Raw genomic sequence first — 21944 nt, forward strand, 5'->3', positions numbered from 1 at the left:
TGAACCGCAAATAGCTTTAGTTCACAGTCTGATTATTCAGGTTGAGAGGCTGATGCGTAAACCACGAACTCGACCAGCATCTCTTCTCTTGCTAACCCTGCAACGACGACCGCAGCACGGTTTGGATAAGGTGCATTGAAGTATTCTCCGTATACGCTATTTACCGTTTTTAGATATTCACGGTCTGTCACGTAAATCAGAACTTGCAGCACTGAATCCATAGATTCGCCTGCGCACTCCAATGTATGAACAAGGTTGTTAAAAGTCTGACGCGTTTGCGCTTCGATACCGCCTTCTACTACTGCGCCAGTTTCATCAATTGGAATCTGCGCTGTGTATAGAGTGCCGTTATTAACGATTGCCCACTCTAGTGGTGCTTTTGAAGCGAAAAGCTCGGTTTTTACTGGGTGTTTTTTAGTTTGTGCGTTCACGATTCCATCCAACTTTGTAACAACTATGTTTCAAGATGGTTAAATACTGCACCTTGACGACTGATAAATCTAACGGTAAATTTTGTGCATTTGATAAATAAAATCTATCACCTTTCAAAAAGTAAGGTATAGCAAGGGCTAGAGAAGGATCAGTGCGATGAGTATTAAGCTACAACAGTTAAAACATTTTGTTTTAGTAGTCGAAGAAGGCGGATTTCGAGCGGCGTCTCACCGTGCAAATCGATCACAAGCGGCACTTTCTACGTCGATAAAAGAGTTGGAAAAAATACTTGGCCAGCCACTGTTTGAAACAGGCAACAAATCAACGCTGACACCTTTCGGGGAAATATGTTTGCCAAAGATCATTCAATTCCTGAATGTTTACAAAGCTTTAGATAATGACTTGCGCGCAGCCGCGGCAGGACAACAAGGAAGAGTTCGAATAGCAAGCGTACCATCAGTAGCGGCAAAATTAATCCCTAGTGTTTTAGGGGCTTTTTGTGAACAGTACCCGAATGTTGAAGTCAGCTTGATTGATGATAACGCGGCGGGTGTAGAAGCAAGATTGCTGTCTGGAGAGGTGGATGTTGCCCTCGGAAATAGCTCCCATTTAGAAGAAGAAAGCATCGACTTCACGCCTTTACTCTCCGATCCTATCGGTGTGGTGTGCCTCAAAGACAACCCTATCGCCTCTCAACGAGAGGGAATAGAATGGCAAACGTTGTTAAAACAACCCTTCATCCGCAACGGGACTTGTACCCTACTTGACCCAACACCTGCACGAATGCTCAGCGAACAAGCTCTGTATTCAGTAGAAAATATTACTTCGTTGTTTTCGGTGTTAGAGCTCGGGATAGGCGTGACCACGCTACCTAAACTGGCTTTCCCAACCAATGAAACCCGCTTGGTGTGGATTCCGTTAATTGACCCGCCCTTACAGCGCCAGATCGGTATTTTCAGGTTGGCTGATCGTACGATCTCGCCACAAGCGCAGGCTTTCCATGACTTGTGCATTCAATACCTAAGCTATGAAGACTAAGCAGACTAAGCAGACTAAGCAGACTAAGTAGACTAAGTAGACTAAGTAGACTAAGTAGAGAATATTGCAGCCTGAAGAACCCCATCTGTAAAATTATTGTCTTGCACCAGATTGGTTTAGGTTTAATTTTTCGATACAAAAAAGGCTCACTAACTAGTGAGCCTTTTGATGTCTGCTTAACGTAAAACCTAGGTCTAACGTTGCTTAATGTTCAAACGAATAGTTTTAGAAAAGCAGTTTAGAGCTCTAGTTTAGAAGAATTCAATCGAGTTACGGCCGCTTTTGTCGTCACGTTGTGGCTTAGGCGTATCCGCTTTCTTTTTCGGTTTGCTTTCTTTCTTCTTCTCTTTTTTCTCTTTCTTTGGTTCAGCCGTTGCGCTTAGCATTTCTGCTTTGCTTTTCTTAGACTCTTTCTTCTTAGAATCCTTTTTAGACTGACCTTTCTTCGCCTTGTTGTCTTTTTTAGGCGCTTCTTTCTTTTTCGGCTTTTCTGATTCTTCTTGTACTGGCTGATCACACACCACTACATAGTATTCTTGGTTGAATTCAAAGAAGTCGCCATCGTACATTTTACGACGCTTACGCGTTTCTAGTTCACCATTTACTGCTACGTAGCCCTCAGAGATGATGTGTTTAGCTTCACCGCCACCACTCACGAGGTTCGCAATTTTAAACACTTTGTAGAGCTCGATTGGCTGTGATGAAACATCGATACCAATTGCTTCAATTTCAATCTCTTCGCCTTCTTCGCCCAGCTCTTGGCCTTCGTAGTCAGCGTCTTCGTAATGTTCTTGGTCCATGGTGACCTCTACCTAAATATGTACTTCTGAAATATTGGGCGCAGTGTAATCTTAAAACAACTAAATGACCATGTTGAATTCACCGAGCACTCGTTTGTTCTCGTTACGCACCCACTTTACACCGCACCACCAACATTCGAAAGGCTGACAAGTTGCTTGGTGTATTCATGCTGGGGATTGCCGAATAAAGTTTCCGTATCGCCCTTCTCTATCACCTCGCCAGCTTTCATGACTATGGTGTAGTGACACAAGGATTTCACGACATTCAAATCATGGCTGATGAACAAATAAGTCAAACCGTACTTTTCTTGTAATGACTTAAGTAAGTCTAGCACTTGCGCCTGAACGGTTCTGTCGAGTGACGATGTCGGTTCATCTAGTAAGATAAACTCTGGCTTTAAAATCAAAGCACGAGCAATCGCGATACGTTGCCTTTGCCCGCCAGAAAATTCGTTGGGGTAACGGTGACGAGTTTCGGGATCGAGGTCGACCTCTTTCATTACGTCACAGATGCGTTGGTCGAGTTCACTGTCGTCCAATTGTTGATGAACTAACAAACCCTCACCAATCACTTGAGCCACTGACATTCTTGGGTTCAAGGCAGAGAATGGGTCTTGAAAGACCACTTGCATACGACTTCGAAACGGTAGCATCTGTTGGCGATTTAAGCCTTGAATTTGTTCATCTGCGTAAGTAATCGAGCCTTCACTTTGCACCAATTTCAATATCGCCATACCCGTTGTTGATTTGCCAGAACCACTCTCACCTACCAAGCCGATGGAGTGCCCTTTTTTCAAGGTGAACTCCATATCGGTCACTGCCTTTATATGCGAAATTGTGCGCTTAAATAAGCCCCCTGTAATGGGGAACCAAACACGAAGTTGGTTTACATCAAGCAGAGGTTCACTTTGCGGAGAAACTGGAACGGGCAAGCCTTTCGGGTCAGAGTTGATAAGCTTTTGCGTGTAAGGATGAGATGGATCATTAAAGAGTGTTTTGCAATCATTACTTTCAACAAGGCGACCGTCTTTCATTACCGCGACTCTGTCGGCAATCTTACGAACGATACTTAAGTCATGAGTGATAAAGAGCATCGCCATACCGAGTTCTTGTTGCAGGTCTTTCAACAAATCCAAAATCTGCGCTTGTACCGATACATCCAATGCTGTCGTGGGTTCATCAGCGATAAGTAGCTCAGGTTCGTTGATTAGTGCCATTGCGATCATCACGCGTTGACGCTCTCCACCAGACAACTCATGCGGGTAGGCTGATATCTTCTGTTCTGGGTAACGAATACCCACCTTTGAAAGCCACTCTATCGCCAAGGCTTGCGCTTTATTGGTTCTCATACCTCGGTGAATAGAAAGAGTTTCAACCAGTTGCTTGCCGACTCGATGAAGTGGATTAAGCGAAACCATAGGCTCTTGGAAGATCATTCCAATACGGCCGCCACGAATCCCGCGCAGCTGTCTTTCAGAACAACTCAGGATATCGGTACCAGAGAAGTTAATCTTACCGTTTAAGTAGTGCGACGAACCTTTAGGTAACAGTTTTAGAATCGAGTTAGCTGTAACCGATTTACCGGAGCCACTCTCGCCCACCAGCGCGAGTGTCTCACCTTTGTATATCTCCAACGAGACATCTTGCGTCACTTGTTCTATCGAATCTTTACGCCCGAAACCGACAGACAATTCATCTATGGTCAGAACTGGAGATACATTAGAAGCCTCTGCTGTTGACCCTGAAGTAGGAGCTGTATTTGAAGTCATAACTTATCCTTACTTCTGTTGATGTGGGTCGAAGGCATCACGTACCGCTTCACCAACGAAGACAAGTAACGTAAGCATCAGTGAAAGCACGACGAAAGCAGAGATACCAAGCCAAGGCGCTTGCAAGTTAGCTTTACCTTGCGCCAATAGCTCACCTAATGAAGGCGAACCCGCAGGCAAACCAAAGCCTAAGAAATCTAACGACGTTAATGTGGTGACCGAGCCTGAAAGGATAAACGGCATCATGGTTAACGAAGCCACCATCGCGTTGGGTAGCATGTGGCGAAGCATAATGCGTTTGTCATCAACGCCCATCGCTTGTGCCGCGCGTACATAATCGAAATTACGGCAGCGCAAGAACTCGGCCCGAACAATCCCCACAAGGCTCATCCAACTGAACAACACCATAATCCCGAGCAACCACCAGAAGTTAGGCTCGATAAAGCTAGACAAAATAATCAGCAAGAATAGGGTCGGCATGCCAGACCAGACTTCAATGAAACGTTGTCCGAATAGATCAACCCAACCACCGTAGTAACCTTGTGTCGCCCCAACGACGACACCGACCACACTCGATACTATCGTCAGAATAAAACCAAACAGAACCGAAATACGGAACCCATAAATGATGCGGGCTAACACATCTCGCCCTTTATCATCGGTTCCTAGCCAGTTCACTGAATCGGGTTCAGATGGCACCGCACCTGAAATATCGAAGTTTATCGTGTCGTAGCTAAACGGAATGATTGGCCACACGATATAACCGCTGTCTTCAATGAGTTCGATAACATACGGGTCTTTGTAGTCGGCTTCGGTTTCAAACTCGCCACCAAACTCTGTCTCTGCGTATTCATTGATAACAGGCACATACCACTGATTATCATAAGACACCAAGAGTGGCTTATCATTGGCAATGATCTCTGCGAACAGGCTCAATCCAAACAGAATGGTAAATATCCAAAGGGAGATAAAACCACGCTTGTTTGCTTTAAAACGTAACCAACGAGCTTCAGCTAAAGGGTTGTTAAACATTTATTATCAATACCTTGTTATTCATTCGCCATTAACGCGCTTCAAAATCAATTCGAGGGTCAACCCAGGTATACGTCAGGTCGGAGATAATGCTCAGCACCAAGCCAAGCAAGGTCATGATATAGAGAGAACTGAACACCACGGGATAGTCACGTTGAATGGTCGACTCAAAGCCGAGAAGGCCGATGCCTTCGAGTGAAAACATCACTTCAATCAACATAGAACCCGTGAAGAAAATACTAATAAATGCGCTTGGGAAACCCGCAATAATGATCAGCATGGCGTTACGGAAAACGTGCTTATAGAGAATACTGCTCTCGTCCAAGCCTTTCGCTCGTGCGGTCACTACATATTGCTTATTGATTTCATCAAGGAAGGAGTTTTTGGTCAGCATGCTAAGTGTGGCGAAACCACCGATGACCATCGCAAAAATTGGCAACGCTAAGTGCCAGAAATAGTCGCCAATTTGCTGATACCAATTAAGCTGGTCGAAGTTACTCGACACTAACCCACGCAATGGGAACCAACTGAAGTAGTTGCCACTGGCGAACAAAATAATCAGGATAATCGCAAACAAGAAGCCCGGTACGGCATAGCCAACAATCACCACTGCACTCGACCAAATATCAAACCGAGATCCGTGATGTATCGCCTTCATAATGCCCAAGGGTATCGAAATCACATAGATAATTAACGTACTCCAGAGCCCTAAGGAAACGGAGACAGGCAGTCGCTCGATGATCAAATCAATAACGTTGCCGCCTTTAAACAGGCTTTCACCGAAGTTAAAGGTCGCGTAATTTTTCAACATGTCGAAGTAGCGAACATGAATCGGCTTATCAAAACCAAACTGCTTTTTGATCTCTTCAACCACTTCAGGATCAAGCCCGCGAGAGCCTTTATAGCCACTGGCAGACGCTTGGTCACTTTCGCTTAAATCAACTTCTTGTCCACCACCAGAAAAGCGCTCCATGATACCGGAGTTGTGCCCTTCTAATTGAGCAACGGCTTGCTCTACCGGACCACCAGGGGCGATCTGAATAATGAAAAAGTTAATGGTGATGATCGCCCACAACGTGGGGATCACCAACAGTAAACGCCGAAATATATACGCGGCCATGCTAACTAACTCCTAGCGACGTTTTTCAGGAAGCAAAGCCGCCTTCTCTTCTGAAATCCACCATGTATCGATACCTAAATCGTATTTAGGTAATACATCTGGACGCTCAAACTTGTCCCACATTGCAACGCGATATTCACCAACGTGCCATTGAGGGATGTTGTAGAAGTTCCACTGCAATACACGGTCAAGTGAACGACCTAGTGTAAGAAGCTTTTCAGGATGTTGTTGGTTACGCGCAATTTCTTCTGTTAACGCGTCAACCACCGGATCCATTACACCTGCAGTATTGTAAGTAGAATCAATGTAGTTAGAGTTCCAAACGATCATTAAGTTTGGGCTAGGATAAGGGTTGGCCGAAAACGATGAAGACACCATATCGAAATCGCGATCACGAAGACGCTTGATGTACTGAGTGGTATCGATAGTACGAATCTTCATTTCGATACCCATACGTTTCAGGTTCTTTTGAACAGGTGTTGCGATACGTTCTGTGGTTGGGCTGTAAATCAGCAACTCAAATGACATCGGCTTTCCGGTCTTTTCGTTGGTCATTACTTTGTCTTTCAGTACCCACCCTGCTTCTTTTAAAAGCTTGAAAGCAGTACGCATTTGGCTACGAATACGGCCACTGCCATCGGTCACTGATGGCTGGAATTCTTCGGTGAAAACTCTTGGCGGAATTTGATCTTTGTATTGAGACAACAACTCGACTTCAGCTTCGCTTGGTAAGCCTTTCGCTTCATAGTCGGTGTTTTGAAAATAACTGCGAGTCCGTTTGTACTGACCATAAAACATGTTCTTGTTCATCCACTCAAAGTCCATCGCGTAGGTTAACGCTTCTCGAACTTTAGGATCAGAGAACACAGGAGATTGAATATTGAAGACAAAACCTAGAGTCGTCTCTGGCTTCTCATGGTTGATCTCTTCTTTAATGATGTAGCCTTTGTCGAAGTTTGCGCCCGTGTATGAATTAGCCCAGAACTTAGCCGAGTTTTCCGTTCGAAGATCGAACTCCCCTGCTTTGAAGGCTTCCAGCATTACGGTGTCATCGCGATAGTAATCGTACTGCACTTGCTTGAAGTTATTGCGACCAACGTTAACGGGCAGATCCGCAGCCCAGTAATTTTTATCTAATCCGTAGGTAACACTTTGACCCGATTTATAGCTGATGATTTTGTATGGACCACTGCCTACAGGCGGCTCACTCAGCGGCTCAGACAACTTTCTGTCTTTCCAAAAATGTTTGGGTAATACGCGAGTGCTTTGGGCAAAACTAAACAGCTTCTCACGGTTTGGCTTGCTCATCTCAATACGAACAACCAAATCAGAGACCGCGGTTACTGATTCGATCTCTTTGTAATACACGCGATATTGAGGCACGCCCTCTTTGGAAAACTTATCGAAAGTGAAAGCAACATCGTGCGCGGTGATTGGCTTGCCGTCTTGGAATTTAGCATTTGGGTTGATATCGATTTCCATCCAAGTGAAATCACTGGAGTAGCGAACCTTTGAAGCAATCAATGGATAATACGCATCAATCTCGTCGCTCGGAGAAAACATCAAGGTATCGTAAATCTCACCCGTATAGCTGGCAGCAACGCCTCGGGAACCGAATCGATTAAAGCTATCGTAAGTACCAATGCTGCCATAGGTCACTTTGCCTAGTTTTGGCGCATCAGGATTGACGTAATCAAAGTGAGTGAAATCGACAGGATATTTTGCTTCACCAAAACCGACCAGTTGAGTGGTTTCAATAACGGTGACAGCAGGAGTTGATTGGGTATCAGAAGCGTGAGTAACGGAGGGGTGTAAAACAATAAGCGGCAACATGACTGCACAGGACTTCAAATTAGACCTGAAAAACTGAGTGCGCTGCGAGGCTTTTCGTCGAAAAACTGTTCCCATTTGACTCTCCCTTCAAATGTCATGAATTCTATATTCAAGTTGATTAATCGGCTTTGAATGCATGCCGTTAAATCAAGTATAGGTTCAAATCCAACATCATGTAATAACTAATAAAACCATCAGCACTTCATCTCTGACGGTTTATTTACAATTAACTCGTCACCGCTCGAAGTTATTGGATGCAGTTGGCGCTGATTGCTTTGATTCATTTAATTAGCTTGGTGGCGCTGGAAAGAACGGGGGAAGGAGATTGCTCTAGCGAGAATGACATAAGCCTCCACGGTTTAGATTCCCTTTGATTCGCTTTGAAAGTAAAATTTAACCTCCAAATAGCCAACAAACTATACTTTACTGGAGTATCCTTGCTGCTTAGGTCTAGATGGAATGACACTTTGAACAAACCAAACCACATAACATTCGCAACATTCAATCTTTTAAACTATCTCGAGCCACCGAATGCTTATTATGATTTTGAGAACATATACAGCTTCGAAGAGTGGCAAAAGAAGCAACATTGGATGGCCGAAGCGATTGGTTCATTAGATTGTGATGTGATTGGCTTTCAAGAAATATTTAGCCCGCACTCTTTAGAGCAATTGATGAACGAGCTAGGTTATCCATACTTTGCTGTGGTCGATAGCGCACACGTTGAAGATGATTACCTATACACCTCACCTGTCGTTGGTATTGCTTCCCGTTATCCGATAGAAAACGTGCAGCCTGTTACGCCAGATTCAAAGTTGCTTTCGGCTTTCAACCTTGGTGACAACTTTTCCTTCAACAGAACACCTGTTCACGCAACGATTACGTTACCCCATTTAGGTTCGACCGACTGTTATGTGGTGCACTTCAAATCACAACGCCCGACAGAACCAAAAGCAAAATCTGTCGATGCAGACTACGCTCAGCAAGGCGAAAAGCCACAAAGTGACACGCTCACTCGCTTCCACCAAGAACAACTTGGATCTTGGTTATCTAGCGTTCAGCGCGGCCTAGAAGCACAAATGCTGCATCAATTCATCACAAATCAGCGCTACCGAACCGACCAGCCAGTTGTGTTAATGGGTGACTTTAACAAACCACTGTTTCACGATGAATTCAAAGGGCTTCTTAGCTATTCATTGAATCGAGATGATGCGAGCAAACATTGGTTATCGCACTTCCGCTTAAAAGACAGCTGGGATCTCTATCATCAGTTGCATGAAGAAGACTTACTAGAGCAGCGCAAACCAACTCATTACTACGGCGCTTCTGGTTCTGTGCTGGACTACATTTTGATGTCCAACGAGTTCGATTGTCAGAACTCATCGAGCTTGATGGAGATCTCTAGCTACACAGTGTTAGACCATCACCTCATTAACCCTAATTTTGAGCATGACCAATTCAGCACCGATCATGCCATCGTTGCTGTCACCGCTCATATTCGTGAAGCTTAGCTTTCGTATGTGAATGGCATAGCTTGCAGCCGCTGCACATATCATCGCGATGCTTTGATAAATTTGTTGTTCATTCTGCTGACCTGACTTATTTCAAATCAAGATTGTGCCCCACTGCAGCATAGTCTTGTAAGGGTTCTCCGACACCTCGTCGAATTCTGAATAGAATAAGCTCACAGAAAACAAAAAATAAATAAAAATATAATTACTTTATAACCTCAGCCAACAGAATTAGTTAAAACAAAATAAACCACTGAATAAAAACGAAATAAAAACATTTCACATTTACTCCAGCAATCAATTCCCTTTCAAATCATCTGGTTTTTATGTTTTTTCACCTCGCACTTACGCAAGCTTACTTTCAAGAGTGACGTGATTTAGCATAATTCGAACGCTTTAGTAGCTTACGACTTAACTTAATCTCCACCATTCAGAATAAGACGAATAGAAACACGATGAACCACACAATAGAGCTCAACGGCTTAATCATTGATACTGACTCTCGAACGATTACGAATAAACAGGGAAATAAGATTACTTTACGCCCTCATCTGCTTTCAGTCCTCTGTTTACTAGCAGAAAATCTAGGGGATCCCGTTTCTAGGGAAGATATTATTGATATGTGCTGGCAAGGGGAACTCACCTCTCCTCACATACTTGCTAACGTCATCTATAATCTACGTAATGTTTTTACACGCTTAAGAACACCAAACATTCAAATAACCACAATCACCAAGTTTGGCTACATTTTGTCGGTTGACCCCACTTAAGTAAATTTAAGCGACAATACATTGTGTCAAAACTGTGTGAGCGAAAAGCCTTAGCACACACGTTACATCTCCAAAGTGAACGTATTTATGCAATTAATAGCGTTGACTAAGATCACTAAAAAACGCACCATCGAAACGTTTCGATGATCATTATCACACTCTAAAACAATCAAACGTGCAAATGATAAATCAGACACTATTATCACTATCGAAACGTTTCGATGGCTTTTCTTGAGTTGTTCTCAACCCATCAAGCGTTATTTTTCGATAGGTCGTGATATGAAAAAAAGTACTCTAATTAATTCTGAACTCTCTTACTTAGTGGCGACTCTTGGCCACACAGATGAAATCACGATTTGTGACGCGGGCTTGCCGATTCCAGATCACGTAACTCGTATTGATCTTGCTCTGACTCACGGTATCCCAAGTTTTCAACAAACAGTAAAAACCATGCTGGATGAATCTCAAATTGAAGGTGTTGTGATTGCAGAAGAGTTTGCGAAAGTCAGCCCAGAACACCACGCCGCACTGATTGATTTAATCAAGACAGAAGAAGCACATTGTGGCAAACCTCTTGCGATTACTTACATCACTCATGAAGAACTCAAAGAGCGAACGCATGAAAGCCGCGCGGTTATTCGCACCGGTGAATGCACGCCATACGCAAATGTTATTTTCCAAGCTGGCGTAACGTTTTAATTCAAGCTCAGCGTTTGAACCTAAGCGTAACGACAGCTCAGTGTTATCACTGAACCAAAAACAATACATATACAGAACAATCAAATACGACTGGCCCCGAGTAAAGGAACCGACATGACTCAAGCCATTTTAGAACTTAGCTCAATTGAGAAGGCCTTCCCTGGTGTGAAAGCACTGGATAAGGCAAGCCTCAACGTTTATCCAGGACGCGTAATGGCGTTAATGGGAGAAAACGGTGCAGGTAAATCAACGCTTATGAAAGTGCTTACGGGTATCTATCACTTGGACAGCGGTACTATCGCCTACCAAGGTAAACCAGCGGCATTTAAAGGACCGCGTGATTCACAACAAGCCGGCATTAGTATCATTCACCAAGAACTGAACCTAATTCCTGAGTTAACCATCGCCGAGAACATCTTCTTAGGTCGTGAAATCACGGGCACCATGGGTCGCATCTTGTGGAACGAGATGTACCAAGAAGCCGACAAGCTACTGAAACGTCTTAACGTGAAACACAGCTCGAAAACACCTTTGGGCCAGTTGAGCCTTGGTGAGCAACAAATGGTAGAGATTGCGAAAGCCCTATCGTTTGAGTCTAAGGTCATCATCATGGATGAACCGACTGATGCATTAACCGATACCGAAACTGAGTCTCTGTTTAAGGTGATTAACGAACTGCGCGATGAAGGCTGTGGCATTGTTTACATCTCTCACCGTCTGAAAGAGATCTTTGAGATTTGTGATGACATCACGGTACTTCGTGACGGTAAGTTCATTGGTCAATGTGAAGTAAAAGACACCGACGAAGATGGTCTGATCGAGATGATGGTTGGCCGTAAGCTAGACGAACAATATCCACGTATTGGCCAGAGCCACGGTGAAACCTGCCTTGAAGTGATTGGCCTGACTGGTTCTGGTGTTCATGACGTGAGCTTTACGCTAAAGCGCGGTGAAATCCTGGGTGTATCTGGCCTAATGGGCGCAGGTCGTACCGAACTGATGAAAGTGATTTACGGTGCCCTTCCAAGTGAGCGCGGCGTCATCAACCTAGAAAACAAAACCATCAACCCTGTAAGTCCGAAAGATGGCTTGGCGAATGGCATTGCTTACATCTCTGAAGACCGTAAAGGCGATGGCTTGGTTCTAGGTCTTTCAGTAAAAGAAAATATGTCTTTATGTTCACTTGACCTGTTGACTAAGAAAGGTCAAATCCAACATAAAGACGAAGTAATGGCGGTTGATGACTTCATCAAGCTCTTCAACATCAAAACCCCGACTCGCGAACAGATTATTGGCAACCTTTCTGGTGGTAACCAACAGAAAGTGGCGATCGCTAAAGGCCTGATGACCAAACCAAAAGTACTGATTCTCGATGAGCCAACGCGTGGTGTCGATGTCGGTGCCAAGAAAGAGATTTACCAACTCATTAATAAGTTTAAAGCCGATGGCATGAGCATTATTTTGGTTTCATCTGAAATGCCAGAAGTGTTAGGAATGAGTGACCGCATCATGGTGATGCATGAAGGCCGTGTAAGCGGTGAATTTGATGCTAAAGAAGCAAACCAAGAATTATTACTGGCGTGTGCGGTCGGTAAAAAGATCAACGAGGACGCAGCATGAGTACTAAAACCATGAGCAAAACAACTGAAGCTCCAAAGAAAAAACCGTTAATCAGCAAAGAGTGGCTGATTGATCAAAAGTCATTGATTGCTTTGATCTTCCTGATTGTTGTCGTTTCTTTCTTAAACCCAAACTTTTTTACGGTCGACAACATTCTGAATATCCTGCGTCAAACCTCGGTTAACGCGATTATCGCAGTAGGTATGACGCTGGTTATCTTAACCGCGGGGATCGACTTGAGTGTTGGTTCTGTACTGGCTCTTTGTGGTGCATTCGCAGCCAGCATGATTGGCATGGAAATCCCAGTGATGATCGCAGTGCCAACCGCTCTAGTAGCCGGTGCAGCATTAGGCGCTATCAGTGGTGTGATTATCGCCAAGGGTAAGGTTCAAGCCTTCATCGCAACGCTTGTGACTATGACTCTACTTCGCGGCGTAACCATGGTTTACACCGATGGTCGCCCTATCTCAACAGGCTTCACAGACACAGCAGACGCGTTCGCTTGGTTCGGTACAGGCTACGCAATGGGCATCCCAGTTCCGGTATGGATCATGGTCGTGGTATTCGCAGCGGTATGGTACCTACTTAACCACACACGTTTCGGTCGCTACGTTTACGCTCTAGGTGGCAACGAATCAGCAACTCGCCTATCAGGTATTGATGTAGACAAAGTAAAAATCGGCGTTTACGCAATCTGTGGTCTATTGGCAGCAGTGGCAGGCATCATCGTGGCATCGCGTTTGTCATCAGCTCAACCAACCGCAGGTATGGGTTATGAGCTAGACGCCATCGCAGCCGTGGTTCTTGGCGGCACAAGCTTAGCCGGCGGTCGTGGTCGCATCATGGGTACATTGATTGGTGCACTGATTATCGGCTTCCTAAACAACGCCCTAAACCTATTAGACGTATCTTCTTACTACCAGATGATTGCAAAAGCAGTGGTTATTCTTCTGGCGGTATTAGTCGACAACAAAAACAAGTAAAACTCTGTTTTATATTAAAAAAATCTATCAGTAACAAACCTATAAACATTAAATCTATAAATAATGAAACAACGAGCTAGGGTTATCCAACTTAGCTCACCCTACATAAAGGACTTACACCATGAAAAAATTAGCGACTCTTATTTCTGCTGCTCTTCTTTCTACAACAGTATCTGTGTCTGCACAGGCGCAAGATACAATGGCAATCGTTCTATCTACATTGAATAACCCATTCTTTGTAACCATGAAAGATGGCGCAGAAGCGAAAGCTGAAGAGCTAGGCTACAAGCTTATCGTTCTTGATTCTCAAAACGACCCAAGCAAAGAGCTTTCGAACATTGAAGATCTAACCATTCGTGGTGTGAAAGCAATCCTGATTAACCCAACGGATTCAGACGCTGTGTCTAACGCGATTCGCATTGCTAACCGTTCAAACATCCCTGTACTGACACTAGACCGTGGTGCAAGCCGTGGTGACGTAGTGAGCCACATTGCTTCTGATAACGTAATTGGCGGTGAAATGGCAGGTCACTACATCATGGAAAAAGTGGGCGAGAAAGCGAAAGTAATCCAACTTGAAGGTATCGCGGGTACATCGGCTGCTCGTGAACGTGGCGAAGGCTTCATGAACGCAGTAAACGGCAGCGACCTTGAGCTTCTTGCAAGCCAACCTGCTGATTTCGACCGTACTAAAGGTCTGAACGTAATGGAAAACTTGCTTGCTGCTAACCCAGATGTACAAGCGGTATTCGCTCAAAACGATGAAATGGCACTAGGTGCTCTTCGCGCCGTTCAAGCTTCAGGTAAAGAAGTGATGATCGTTGGCTTTGATGGCACTGAAGACGGTATCGCTGCTGTTAACCGCGGCCTACTAGGCGCAACGGTTGCACAACAGCCTGACCTAATCGGTTCTTTAGGTATTGAAATAGCAGACAAAGTACTGAAAGGCGAGACAGTAGACGAGTACGTACCAGTAGCTCTAAAAATCATCGCTAAGTAACTTATCTATTACCAACTAACTTAGCTTAACTCTTGACCTAATTAAGCAGGGGTCCCCTATCCCCTGCTTTCTTAACTCACTTGCTCATTGGCTCACTGACTCAAGACAAAAAGCAAAACTCCGACAGTGCATCGCTGTTTCTCATACCGCTCACAAACGAGAGCGCACTCAACACCATGAGAAAGACCCATGCATTTTCAAATACGATATATCATAAGGCTCGTATCATGACTCAACTGATTGTTTTAGGTAGCGTTAACGCTGACCACGTACTGCAAGTTCCTTCTTTCCCTCGTCCGGGTGAAACCTTGATTGGCGGTAACTATCAGGTCATCCCTGGCGGCAAAGGCGCAAACCAAGCCGTAGCGGCCGCAAGATTAAACGCAGATATCGGCTTTATCGCCTGTGTCGGTGACGACCCATTTGGCATCAATATTCGTCAAGACTTTGCCAAAGACGGCATCAACATCGATGGTGTGATCGTTGCAGAAAACACACCTACAGGCATCGCGATGATCCAAGTATCTGCAGCAGGTGAAAACAGCATTTGCCTTTCTGCTGAAGCCAACAACAAGCTGACTTGCGATCAAATCGAACCACACCTAGAGAAGATTCGCGGCGCTAAATACCTTCTAACTCAACTTGAAACGCCAATTGAAGGCATTGAATACGCAGCAAAAGTAGCAAAAGAGAGTGGCACTCAAGTTATTCTAAACCCGGCACCTGCTCGTCCATTATCGGATTCATTGCTTGCTTACGTTGATGTGATCACACCCAACGAAACCGAAGCAGAAGTTTTGACAGGCATTACCGTGACGGACAGCGCATCCGCTCATCAGGCAGCCTTGGCTTTGCATGCTAAAGGCATCGAGACGGTAATGATCACACTTGGCGCTAAAGGCGTTTGGGTTAGTCATCGCGGTCAAGGTAATGCAGGCGACAAAGGCGAGCTCATTGCAGGGTTCCGCGTTGAAGCAACAGACACAACTGCTGCTGGTGATACCTTCAACGGCGCATTGGTGACAGGCTTGCTTGAAGATATGCCACTTGAGCGCGCGATTAAGTTTGCTCATGCCGCGGCAGCAATTTCAGTGACTCGCTTTGGCGCTCAAACGTCGATTCCGAACCGTTCTGAAACCGATGCGTTTTTATCAGAGCAATTATCTGCCTAACTTTAGACCCATTTGAAGGCTTAACTCCTGAGCTAAACCGTAGTTAACGGATGTTAGCCTTCAAATTCGGTAACAACAAATAACAAGCATAAGCCCCTGTTTTCGGGCAGAATATCGCGCAACGTGGCAAGTTACTCCCACAAGGATTTTTTATGGCAACAATGAAAGACGTCGCTCGGCTAGCAAAGGTTTCTACTTCAACCGTCAGCCATGTGATCAACAAGTCACGTTTTGTCAGTGAAGAGATTGCTGAGCGTGTTAACAGTGCGGCTAAAGAACTCAACTACGCACCGTCTGCATTGGCTCGCAGCTTGAAAATGAAGCAAACCAAAACCTTGGGTATGCTGGTTACTACCTCTACAAACCCATTCTTTGGCGAAGTAGTAAAAGGTGTTGAACGTCGTTGTTATGAGAAAGGCTACAACCTTATCTTGTGTAATACAGAAGGCGACAGCGACCGTATGAAGTCATCTATCGATACCTTGCTACAAAAGAGAGTCGATGGCTTGATGTTGATGTGTTCAACCCTTGAAGGACAGCATATTGACGTATTTGAACGCTATCCAGAACTACCTGTTGTGGTCATGGACTGGGGCCCAATGCTGTTCGCGAGTGATAAGATCCAAGACAACTCGCACCAAGGTGGCTACATGGCGACCAAGCATTTGATAGACAACGGCCACTCTCAGATTGGTTGTATCACCGGCCCACTTCACCGCAATCAAGCCTCTTCTCGTTATCAAGGCTTCAAGCAAGCAATGGAAGAAGCAAAGCTAGAGATCAATCCTAAATGGATTGTTGAATCCAACTTCGAATGCGATGGCGGCTTTGACTCATACCACACACTAAAGACCCGAGGCGTAATGCCGTCGGCAATCTTCGTGAGTAATGACATGATGGCAATGGGTGTGATTCACGCTGCCGCACAAGATGGCACGTCGATTCCAAACGATCTTTCGATCATTGGTTACGATGACATCCACTTATCGAAGTACATGACCCCTGCTTTGAGCACTATCCACCAGCCAAAGCACCGTTTAGGTAAAGCTGCGGTAGATACTCTCTTGAACCGACTCAAAACACCAGATGCGTATCCGCAAGTTGTTGAGTTAGAACCAACGTTAGTTGAACGAAGCAGCGTCAAAGCCATTTAAAGCGCCTTCTTACAAATCTAAGTAACTGTTCTAAATAACAGCTTGAAGAAACAGACCCACACAACAAAGGGCAAGGTTATCTAACCTTGCCCTTTTCGATTCTATTGCGTTTCACTCGTCGACTTCAGCAGCTTGGGTTCTGGTAAAACTGCTGGCGTGCTGTCCATATAGGTCAAGAAATTCGCCCATACCTCATGTGTACGCTGCTTGGTTAACCTTATCTTGCAAGAAAGCGCCATAACCCCTCGAATGGTACCATCACGCCATTGAGTGTAAACAGAGTCGCAATGGGCCGACATGTAAGCCAGCCAACTCTCTTGAGCAGCTCTTATAGAAGTCACTAGCTCTTCATCATAAGCATTGTGCTCAAAGCTGGCTTCAAGGTACTGTTCAAGCTCCACTTGTGCGGATTCTAGTTCAATTGCAGCACAGTGATTAATATCCAATGTAGTCATTGCATTCTCACAATCAACAACGTTTTCACCTGCCAGTGCAGAGAATGAAAAGCACACAGATATGAGTGCTGATATAAGTCTTTTCATAAACATCCTTAATGCTGTCACCACCAAAATGAATAGCAATATTATCGATTAGTTTAAAAACGGACTAGTATTCAGCCATTCAACTTAGCCCCAATAACAAAAATTCATCACGTCATCATCAAACAGAAGGTACGGCTAACATCCTGATTTCTATAGTGCGACCATGCGTTACGCTATTTATATCAATAACTCAGACTTTTGTTCACACTATTTACGCATAAGCTTGCGTTATTATCGCTAAATTTATAAATTAAGTTGCATGCACACACCAATCGGTCACGCTTCTCTTAATATGGATATCAAGTACCAGCATTTTGCCAAAACTTCGTTCTTCTTTGCCATTTCTTTCTTTTTTTTCATGGCACTGCTCATACCTTTGACGCCATCTCATTACCAAACGTTAACCGAAGACACATCGAGGTTAGTAGAGACGAGGTTAGAAGGAATTCAATCAAGATTCGACCGTTTTTTATCTGAAATCACCCCAGATCAGCCTTGCGACGCGATTGTTAGACAACTTCGACAAAGCGTTTTTGAAGCCGATTGGGTGAAAGAAGCCGCGGTGTTCAACAAGGAGAGCCTATTTTACTGTTCAACCACCGATGGTGAAGTTTCATTTCGCCTATATAACACCATCAGGCAGCGACTCAATGAAGCCCCAAATTTAACCACCTTATCGTATTCAAATTCAGCGATTAGTAAGGTGCAATCCATCATGCTGATATTCTCGACCAAGGAAGGCTCAGGAGTGAGCCTGATGATTCCTCCACACTTCATCTTTGAGCTTGTAGAAGCTAATTTGAGTAGCCATGGCATTAACTCTAAAGTTGAGGTGATCAAAAGAGATATTCACCCTACCGACCTCGGCTCATACAACGCGACAGTGCGGATACAATCAGACATCTACCCATTTGCCGTCACCTCATACATTAGTAATCACTATTATATTAACTTCATGCTGAATAACTTATGGTTTGGTTTCCTTATGGCCGGAATTACGACCATTATTCGCCTTTCCCTCAAGCATAAAAAACAAAGCCAACGTAGCTTAGAATATTCGCTATCCAGTGCTCTGAAAAACAAACACCTACATGTTCACATGCAACCTATCGTCAATCAAAGCACCAATAAAATCGTAGGCTGTGAGTCATTATTGAGATGGAACGATCCAATTGAAGGTAACGTCTCCCCTGCTATCTTCATTCCATTGGCTGAAAGTTTAGGCTTGATTGAGAAGCTGACCTATTTCGTGCTGCATGAAGTGTTAACGACATTGAAAAGTAATCAAGAGGTGTTTGCATCAAAGTACATCAGCGTCAACATCAGCCGAAACGTTGTATCAAACAGTAACTTCACTAATAAGGTTGTTAGCATTTTTAAAAGACACCCTGAAATTCTCAAGCAGGTGGTTTTTGAAGTGACAGAGGATGGTGAGTGTTCTGATGCCGATATGGTCAAAATTAAGGACAACTTGCAAAAGCTATCTGATCTTGGTGTGAGAATTGCCATAGATGACTTTGGCACTGGCTACGCAGGATTAGATTTTGTAAGGCAATTTCCGTTCACTATTCTCAAGATTGATCGCGTGTTCGTGAAAAACATATCCGACGAATCCAGTTTTGGTATCCCACTATTAGAATCCATGCTTCAGCTATCACGCACCTTAGGCATGCAAGTCATAGTTGAAGGCGTTGAGTACGAGTCACAACTGAAGATCTTGTCGAAACTAGGCGTCGACTACATCCAAGGCTTCTACTTCTATAAACCTATGCCAATAAGTCTCGCCATTAGCTTGATCAAACAGCAAGATTTTGAATCAGATAACGTTGAGAAACAAACAAACCAGACATTTCTTGCTACATAAGGCACTGAAAAAAATATAACACAAAGACTATAGATATCCTTTGATAAACATTTAATTCATCGCATCATTGGTGCATCACAAGGAATATCATGGAAAAGAAACTTCAAATCAAACTGGAGCCTAGCCTGCTGCTACTGAGAATTGGCATTTTGATCGTCTTCTTGTTCAGGGGCTTGGATAAGCTCCTTGTCCCTGAGCACGCGACATTCTAATTTGAAGCATGTTAGCCCACAACTAGGAGTGTGGTAACTCGAATTGGGTTCACTCTTAATTACTTGTTATACAAAGTTATCTACCTGACCAATAATCCATAGCTTTCGGATATGCATGATATCTAAGTCCGTATAAAATAATCCCAGCAATTGCAGACTGACATGCTAGATTGATTACCACTTGAGTGAGATTAGGCTGATCGATTGCATAAAAATGAATGGCAACCCAAGGGGCAAACGCAATCATACTTGATATAAAAACATTCCCTCTTTGATACTTCATGATAAACCAAGTTTGAAAAGCAGGAATTATTAGAAAGCCTCCCATCATCGTTAGAATTACACTCAAAATCCCAGCCAAAAAAGCCGTTATAGATGAAGCCAATAAATGCATTAACAACTTAGCAATACGATTTAGCACTCTACCTCCCTTTCTATATAACGAATAACATGGATTTCCCCTTCCGAGGTTCTACAATATTTATGTGGTATCTATTTCTGCGCTATCTAACTAGCTAAAAACCACTTTAGCCTTCATGCCGTAAACCAAAATGGTAAGGTCATACTTCATAACTCGGTAACCCACTCTAAATTGCGGACTACAATAGCAAATATGTCACTCATGCGTATAAGCGTGAGGCCTGTGGTGGTTATCACAACCTTACCTTGGCCTCACTTGTCTTGAGAGAAACCTCAAAGCAATGTGCCCTTCAAGCCTAATCGTACAGTTTACTTAATAAAATGGTGCCGGGATTGCTCAACACTCAGGGATTTAGTGTTGCCAGCCTGAAGCCTTAATCCTTATTCGTTTATGTGGATATCAGCTAGCATGCGTTGAAAGGTGGTTCTGTTCTATAAAAATATGCCATTGCAATCTTCATGGCCATCCATCCTTCATATGTGAACATATCTTGGGGGGCATTTAAAGGGAACTCGATATATTTATAAAGTGGATTACTTTCATCAACACTCTCAATACTAATAAATTCCCAACTCTCCTCCGCCATTTTCATTTCAGATTGAATACTAGCAATATCTAATGTAGTTTCAGCAATAAAAAATAACTGGGGTTTACCTCCTCGGACGAGCTCCCTTGTAAACGCAAGCGGTATTAGGCTATATTGATCTGGTCTAAGTCCAATTTCACTTTTTATTTCCTTTTCTATTCCTTTACAGAAAAAGTCGAATGATAAGGTATTCGTAATAGTATCATTTTCATTCCATGCAAAAACCCCAGATGCAGAGCAATGGAATTTACCTAGGCCGTTATCCATTATAGCTTGTTCATTCCCACGAATGGGTATCAGTACTTCTTTTGTATTTGGATTAACGACAATAGCAGCCACACCTAGAGTATTTGAAAGTATTGATGATCTTAGAGGAGTAATTAGACCATTATGAGCTTTTTCATAATCATTTCGAATCGTTAGTAATGGGTCTTCCCCTAATACACCAGAAGCCCAATCTAAAGTTAGATTCGTTGCGACTTGATCAAAGTAAGTAGCTGGTTGGATATGAATTTTGTTTTCCGTTATATCAAAATTAGTGATACGTATTGAGTAATCGTTTTGCCACTCGCCTGATGTATCATCAATTTTTATCTTGCCTAAGGCTTTAAATAGTTCTACTGCTTTTTCTGAATGTTCTTTTAAATAGTCGGGAACCTGGTATTTCGCGTCAATAAAACACACTTCTAAATCATCTACATTTTTTCCATAAGAAAAGCCTTTATTTCCTTTTCTTAGAGGTATGGTTTCAGCATATGGTGCGCGACAGAATTTATATTCTTTTTCTAACTCATATTGACTATAGAATTTAACCAAATTATTAGTGTTAGATTCGACAAAAAGACCGATTTTATCTTGAGCATTTATTCCAGTTCTAGTCCGTTTTATCTTCCCTTTTTCAACTAAAGGAATGTTCGCAGCGAACCCTCCCACAAATGGAACACTAAGCTGTATAGTTGGATTTTCTTCTTTATAACGTTTCCAAAACCTCTTTAGACTTCCGATTACTGCTTTCATTCAAAACCCTCGATGTTAAAATCCATATTACGAATGACATGGATCCCCCCTTTCGAGGTTCTGCCACATTTATGCGGTACCTATTTCTACGGTATCGACCTAGCTAAAAACCACTTTAGCCCTCATACCACAGGCCAAAATAGTAAGTCCTGCTTCATAAAGCATCACCCACTTTAACCTACTGACTACAATAGTAAATACGCCATTCATGCGTATAGGCGTTGAAGCGTGTGACAATGCACAATATTGGACAAGAACACTAAATAAACTAGGTCATACGGCCGTATTTTTAATATTGATTTTGGCATGTGTAAAGCTTGAGCCAACTCACTTAGCAGAAAGACAACGAGAACAAGGCTGGGGGCATTT

The 21944-nt window shown here is 43.6% G+C and carries 19 protein-coding genes and 2 pseudogenes; 12 read left to right on the top strand and 9 right to left on the bottom strand.

Features of this window, described 5'->3' with window-relative positions; translation table 11 throughout:
* Nucleotides 1-32 precede the first annotated feature (32 nt).
* On the bottom strand, nucleotides 33-431 hold the full coding sequence (locus K08M4_RS19395) for a RidA family protein (RefSeq protein ID WP_004730412.1): 399 nt from the start codon (nucleotides 429-431) through the stop codon (nucleotides 33-35).
* A 157-nt stretch (nucleotides 432-588) separates the two neighbouring features.
* On the opposite strand from K08M4_RS19395, the gene K08M4_RS19400 reads away from it, so the two are divergent.
* Nucleotides 589-1470 (top strand): LysR family transcriptional regulator, encoded by an 882-nt coding sequence (locus tag K08M4_RS19400; RefSeq protein ID WP_086051085.1) that lies wholly within the window; start codon nucleotides 589-591, stop codon nucleotides 1468-1470.
* Between the two features lie 251 nt (nucleotides 1471-1721).
* On the opposite strand, the gene K08M4_RS19405 is transcribed toward K08M4_RS19400, so the two are convergent.
* The 5 genes from K08M4_RS19405 to K08M4_RS19425 form a co-directional block, all read right to left on the bottom strand.
* The gene (locus tag K08M4_RS19405; RefSeq protein ID WP_086051086.1) at nucleotides 1722-2270 is read right to left on the bottom strand and encodes an RNA-binding S4 domain-containing protein; all 549 of its coding nucleotides are present in this window, start codon (nucleotides 2268-2270) and stop codon (nucleotides 1722-1724) included.
* 116 nt (nucleotides 2271-2386) lie between these two features.
* Nucleotides 2387-4039 carry a microcin C ABC transporter ATP-binding protein YejF gene (gene yejF, locus K08M4_RS19410; RefSeq protein WP_086051087.1) on the bottom strand — a complete coding sequence of 551 codons (1653 nt, stop codon included), beginning with the start codon at nucleotides 4037-4039 and terminating at the stop codon, nucleotides 2387-2389.
* Between the two features lie 9 nt (nucleotides 4040-4048).
* Nucleotides 4049-5071, bottom strand: a complete 1023-nt coding sequence (locus K08M4_RS19415; RefSeq protein WP_086051088.1) for an ABC transporter permease — start codon at nucleotides 5069-5071, stop codon at nucleotides 4049-4051.
* 31 nt (nucleotides 5072-5102) lie between these two features.
* Nucleotides 5103-6191: a microcin C ABC transporter permease YejB gene (locus K08M4_RS19420; protein WP_086051089.1), complete on the bottom strand. Its 1089-nt coding sequence runs from the start codon at nucleotides 6189-6191 to the stop codon at nucleotides 5103-5105.
* Between the two features lie 12 nt (nucleotides 6192-6203).
* On the bottom strand, nucleotides 6204-8099 hold the full coding sequence (locus K08M4_RS19425; RefSeq protein WP_086051090.1) for an extracellular solute-binding protein: 1896 nt from the start codon (nucleotides 8097-8099) through the stop codon (nucleotides 6204-6206).
* Between the two features lie 392 nt (nucleotides 8100-8491).
* On the opposite strand from K08M4_RS19425, the gene K08M4_RS19430 reads away from it, so the two are divergent.
* The 8 genes from K08M4_RS19430 (at nucleotide 8492) to K08M4_RS19465 (ending at nucleotide 16933) form a co-directional block, all read left to right on the top strand.
* Nucleotides 8492-9535 carry an endonuclease/exonuclease/phosphatase family protein gene (locus K08M4_RS19430; RefSeq protein ID WP_086051091.1) on the top strand — a complete coding sequence of 348 codons (1044 nt, stop codon included), beginning with the start codon at nucleotides 8492-8494 and terminating at the stop codon, nucleotides 9533-9535.
* Between the two features lie 455 nt (nucleotides 9536-9990).
* Nucleotides 9991-10305 carry a winged helix-turn-helix domain-containing protein gene (locus K08M4_RS19435; protein ID WP_086051092.1) on the top strand — a complete coding sequence of 105 codons (315 nt, stop codon included), beginning with the start codon at nucleotides 9991-9993 and terminating at the stop codon, nucleotides 10303-10305.
* A 279-nt stretch (nucleotides 10306-10584) separates the two neighbouring features.
* On the top strand, nucleotides 10585-11004 hold the full coding sequence (gene rbsD, locus K08M4_RS19440; protein ID WP_086051093.1) for a D-ribose pyranase: 420 nt from the start codon (nucleotides 10585-10587) through the stop codon (nucleotides 11002-11004).
* Between the two features lie 114 nt (nucleotides 11005-11118).
* Nucleotides 11119-12624 (top strand): ribose ABC transporter ATP-binding protein RbsA, encoded by a 1506-nt coding sequence (rbsA, locus tag K08M4_RS19445; protein ID WP_086051094.1) that lies wholly within the window; start codon nucleotides 11119-11121, stop codon nucleotides 12622-12624.
* Nucleotides 12621-13607 carry a ribose ABC transporter permease gene (gene rbsC, locus K08M4_RS19450; RefSeq protein WP_017082395.1) on the top strand — a complete coding sequence of 329 codons (987 nt, stop codon included), beginning with the start codon at nucleotides 12621-12623 and terminating at the stop codon, nucleotides 13605-13607. Before rbsA ends, rbsC begins: the two co-directional genes overlap by 4 nt.
* Nucleotides 13608-13728: 121 nt before the next feature.
* Entirely contained in the window at nucleotides 13729-14607 is an 879-nt protein-coding gene (gene rbsB, locus K08M4_RS19455; protein WP_012600805.1) for a ribose ABC transporter substrate-binding protein RbsB, read from the top strand.
* Between the two features lie 227 nt (nucleotides 14608-14834).
* Nucleotides 14835-15779, top strand: coding sequence for a ribokinase (gene rbsK / locus K08M4_RS19460; protein WP_086051095.1), 945 nt, complete (start codon nucleotides 14835-14837; stop codon nucleotides 15777-15779).
* A gap of 152 nt (nucleotides 15780-15931) precedes the next feature.
* Nucleotides 15932-16933: a substrate-binding domain-containing protein gene (locus K08M4_RS19465; protein WP_086051096.1), complete on the top strand. Its 1002-nt coding sequence runs from the start codon at nucleotides 15932-15934 to the stop codon at nucleotides 16931-16933.
* Between the two features lie 101 nt (nucleotides 16934-17034).
* Here the strand turns inward: K08M4_RS19465 and K08M4_RS19470 are convergent, their stop codons facing one another.
* Complete coding sequence (locus K08M4_RS19470) at nucleotides 17035-17475, bottom strand: lysozyme inhibitor LprI family protein (protein WP_086051097.1); 441 nt, start codon at nucleotides 17473-17475, stop codon at nucleotides 17035-17037.
* A 292-nt stretch (nucleotides 17476-17767) separates the two neighbouring features.
* Here K08M4_RS19470 and K08M4_RS19475 point away from each other — a divergent pair, with 292 nt between their 5' ends.
* Nucleotides 17768-19339, top strand: a complete 1572-nt coding sequence (locus tag K08M4_RS19475; protein ID WP_086051518.1) for an EAL domain-containing protein — start codon at nucleotides 17768-17770, stop codon at nucleotides 19337-19339.
* A 288-nt stretch (nucleotides 19340-19627) separates the two neighbouring features.
* On the opposite strand, the gene K08M4_RS19480 is transcribed toward K08M4_RS19475, so the two are convergent.
* On the bottom strand, nucleotides 19628-19972 hold the full coding sequence (locus K08M4_RS19480) for a hypothetical protein (RefSeq protein ID WP_232460249.1): 345 nt from the start codon (nucleotides 19970-19972) through the stop codon (nucleotides 19628-19630).
* Between the two features lie 69 nt (nucleotides 19973-20041).
* Between K08M4_RS19480 and K08M4_RS22030 the strand changes: the two are divergent.
* Nucleotides 20042-20208: pseudogene (locus K08M4_RS22030) on the top strand (IS110 family transposase); the annotation flags it as partial.
* A gap of 167 nt (nucleotides 20209-20375) precedes the next feature.
* On the opposite strand, the gene K08M4_RS19485 reads toward K08M4_RS22030, so the two are convergent.
* A complete protein-coding gene (locus tag K08M4_RS19485; RefSeq protein ID WP_086051098.1) occupies nucleotides 20376-21575 on the bottom strand; it encodes a hypothetical protein in 1200 nt (399 codons plus the stop codon).
* Nucleotides 21576-21608: 33 nt separating this feature from the next.
* Between K08M4_RS19485 and K08M4_RS22365 the strand changes: the two are divergent.
* Nucleotides 21609-21858 (top strand): annotated as a pseudogene (locus K08M4_RS22365) (hypothetical protein); the annotation flags it as partial.
* Nucleotides 21859-21944 lie beyond the last annotated feature (86 nt).

This window comes from Vibrio syngnathi (assembly GCF_002119525.1).
Taxonomy (GTDB): domain Bacteria; phylum Pseudomonadota; class Gammaproteobacteria; order Enterobacterales; family Vibrionaceae; genus Vibrio; species Vibrio syngnathi.

Coding starts and splice junctions, on each gene's coding strand:
- K08M4_RS19400 (WP_086051085.1), top strand. CDS start 589: ATGAGTATTAAGCTACAACAGTTAAAACATTTTGTTTTAGTAGTCGAA.
- K08M4_RS19405 (WP_086051086.1), bottom strand. CDS start 2,270: ATGGACCAAGAACATTACGAAGACGCTGACTACGAAGGCCAAGAGCTG.
- yejF (WP_086051087.1), bottom strand. CDS start 4,039: ATGACTTCAAATACAGCTCCTACTTCAGGGTCAACAGCAGAGGCTTCT.
- K08M4_RS19415 (WP_086051088.1), bottom strand. CDS start 5,071: ATGTTTAACAACCCTTTAGCTGAAGCTCGTTGGTTACGTTTTAAAGCA.
- K08M4_RS19420 (WP_086051089.1), bottom strand. CDS start 6,191: ATGGCCGCGTATATATTTCGGCGTTTACTGTTGGTGATCCCCACGTTG.
- K08M4_RS19425 (WP_086051090.1), bottom strand. CDS start 8,099: ATGGGAACAGTTTTTCGACGAAAAGCCTCGCAGCGCACTCAGTTTTTC.
- K08M4_RS19435 (WP_086051092.1), top strand. CDS start 9,991: ATGAACCACACAATAGAGCTCAACGGCTTAATCATTGATACTGACTCT.
- rbsD (WP_086051093.1), top strand. CDS start 10,585: ATGAAAAAAAGTACTCTAATTAATTCTGAACTCTCTTACTTAGTGGCG.
- rbsA (WP_086051094.1), top strand. CDS start 11,119: ATGACTCAAGCCATTTTAGAACTTAGCTCAATTGAGAAGGCCTTCCCT.
- rbsC (WP_017082395.1), top strand. CDS start 12,621: ATGAGTACTAAAACCATGAGCAAAACAACTGAAGCTCCAAAGAAAAAA.
- rbsB (WP_012600805.1), top strand. CDS start 13,729: ATGAAAAAATTAGCGACTCTTATTTCTGCTGCTCTTCTTTCTACAACA.
- rbsK (WP_086051095.1), top strand. CDS start 14,835: ATGACTCAACTGATTGTTTTAGGTAGCGTTAACGCTGACCACGTACTG.
- K08M4_RS19465 (WP_086051096.1), top strand. CDS start 15,932: ATGGCAACAATGAAAGACGTCGCTCGGCTAGCAAAGGTTTCTACTTCA.
- K08M4_RS19470 (WP_086051097.1), bottom strand. CDS start 17,475: ATGAAAAGACTTATATCAGCACTCATATCTGTGTGCTTTTCATTCTCT.
- K08M4_RS19475 (WP_086051518.1), top strand. CDS start 17,768: ATGGATATCAAGTACCAGCATTTTGCCAAAACTTCGTTCTTCTTTGCC.
- K08M4_RS19485 (WP_086051098.1), bottom strand. CDS start 21,575: ATGAAAGCAGTAATCGGAAGTCTAAAGAGGTTTTGGAAACGTTATAAA.